The organism is Microcoleus sp. PH2017_35_SFW_U_B, from assembly GCF_020737865.1.
Lineage (GTDB): Bacteria > Cyanobacteriota > Cyanobacteriia > Cyanobacteriales > Microcoleaceae > Microcoleus.
Window position 1 is genome coordinate 1 of sequence record NZ_JAEQDE010000206.1, and the last position, 2,187, is coordinate 2,187.

A 2,187-nucleotide genomic window follows, 5' to 3' on the forward strand; every position below is an offset into this window, starting at 1 on the left:
TGGTTGAGTCGAGGGGGGATATTATTCCCCGCCCCTCTCAGTTAGAACCGGACGTGCGATTTTCACCGCATCCGGCTCCCGATGTTCTTGGCTTACGCCTTTGCTCATGTGTAGATAATCATGGCAACTCTCGTGAATTGCTTCAAGATTCGCTTTTTTCCGATTGGCATGATTTCCGTCGATATGGTGCAGGTTTATCCGCTCCTCACTTGTGAAATTCAGCCCACAGGATGCACATTTATGGTTTTGCCTTGTAAGAGCTTTAGAGGTTTCCCCGTCATAGAGCTTGCTGTTACGCTTACTCCAGTAGGTGAAGTCGCCATCGTAAGGGGATTTCTCACCCTTGACTTTGATGTGCTTATTTTCGGAGGAAGGTACCGATGGGAACGCTTTATCTAGTAATTTCTTGCTAGAGTAGCGGTTTTGTTTGGATTCCTTGTTGAATACCTTATATGCTCTTGTTTCGATATGGAACAGGGAAAACCTTGACCCGTCCATCTTGCAAAAACGATGGTAATTCCTCCAGCCTCTAACTAAGGGAGCTAATTTTTCAGCCTTGACCTTAGCGCCATAATTCGAGTTATTGACAATGCCTTTTACTTTCTCACGGAAAGCTTTAAAATTACCCACTGATGGAGTGCATTTAAACTTGCCGTTATTCTGAACCCTAATGTTCCAGCCTAGGAAATCAAAGCCATCTGTCGTGGCGGTTATCTTGGTCTTTTTTTCGCTTACCTTCATTCCTCGCTCTGCTAAAAATCGGCTAATTTTTTCAAGTATTTCTGTCGCGTTATCTTCGGGGCGGAGTATTATTACCATGTCGTCCGCATAGCGGATTGATGGTTCGTTGGTTCGCCCATTGGCTTTGTATCTGTGAATACTTTCTATCCCGTTGAGCGCGATATTAGCTAAGAGTGGGCTAACTACTCCCCCTTGTGGTGTACCCTGTTTGGGGAATTCTGGGTTCACTCCTGCTTTCAGGCATCGGAAGATACCGAGCTTTAACCCTTTGGGGGCGATGAGTTCATCCATTATTGTTGAGTGGTTAATCCGGTCGAAGCATTTTTCGATATCGAGTTCTATAACTCGCTTTTCTATTCCTTTGGCATGGGAGTTAAGGTTGTCGAAGATGTACTTATGAGCATCATGTGCCGAACGTCCAGTTCTAAACCCGTAGCTCCTAGCGTGGAAAGTGGCTTCATGGGCTGGTTCTAAGGCATATTTTGCTAGGCACTGCCAAGCTCTATCTGCTATGGTAGGTATTTTCAATATTCGGGTTGTCCCATCCTTTTTAGGAATTGGAATTTCCCGAAGCTTGCTGTGATGCCAATTGTTGTAATTGGTCTTGAGGACTGACTCAAGTGCAAATCGTTCCTCGAATGAGAGGGATTTTTTGCCATCAATACCCGCCGTCTTTTTACCATTGTTTAGCTGCGTTACTTGACGAATAGCCAATAATCTAGCTGCACGAGATTTCAGAATAAGTTTCTGTAAAGACCGCGCTTTCCGCCTGTCTCCAACTTGAACCGCTTTGAATACGCGCTTTTGCAGGCGGAATAAACCTTGACGGAATTGCTTCCACTTTAGATTTATCCATGATTCAGTGATATTTCTATCCTGCCTAACCATACTCTGCTCCAATTTGTATTTTCTGAACACCTTGCAGCAATTACGCTGCATCCTACCCGAATTGAAGGAGTTCCGCTGCTCGGAAGAGCCTACATCGGGGTTCGACCACCCCTAGACCTTCCATCCGTTTTTCTTCGTTCCCTCAGAGAGATTGTTATGTCCCGTTAGGTGTAGCCAATTCAACCATTGGATTCCCTGGACTCTTACCGCTATTATCTAAAGATGCGGTGGGAATATCTCCAATCAAGTCAGGCTTTTCAAAGTTGCGCCCTGCTTACCCATAGGTTGCTTTTCTAGGCTCGGTTTCACCGTGAGGACTTCCTATTAACGCCAGTGTCAATCCGCAACGGTTGTCTGATTGCGTCCTGTTCCCAGCTTCGACCTCCCGAAACCGAGTCGGGTCATCGTGGGCAGATAAGGGTTCACATCGAGTCTGATGGACAGGGTTTTCACCTGTATATCTCCGAGAGTTCAACTCTTTTCCGTTGTTGGTTAGAGTTGGATTAGCTATGTACGGACTGTTTACCGTGATTTGCCAATCAACGAGTCGCACTTAGA

The 2,187-nt window shown here is 45.7% G+C and carries 1 protein-coding gene; it reads right to left on the reverse strand.

The window, feature by feature from the left end; genetic code table 11:
* Window positions 1–21: 21 nt before the first annotated feature.
* Entirely contained in the window at window positions 22–1,629 is a 1,608-nt protein-coding gene (locus JGK36_RS33715; protein WP_293187196.1) for a reverse transcriptase domain-containing protein, read from the reverse strand.
* Window positions 1,630–2,187 lie beyond the last annotated feature (558 nt).

Bases quoted from the DNA above. Each gene is read 5' to 3' on its own strand.
- JGK36_RS33715 (WP_293187196.1), bottom strand. From the start codon at position 1,629: ATGGTTAGGCAGGATAGAAATATCACTGAATCATGGATAAATCTAAAG.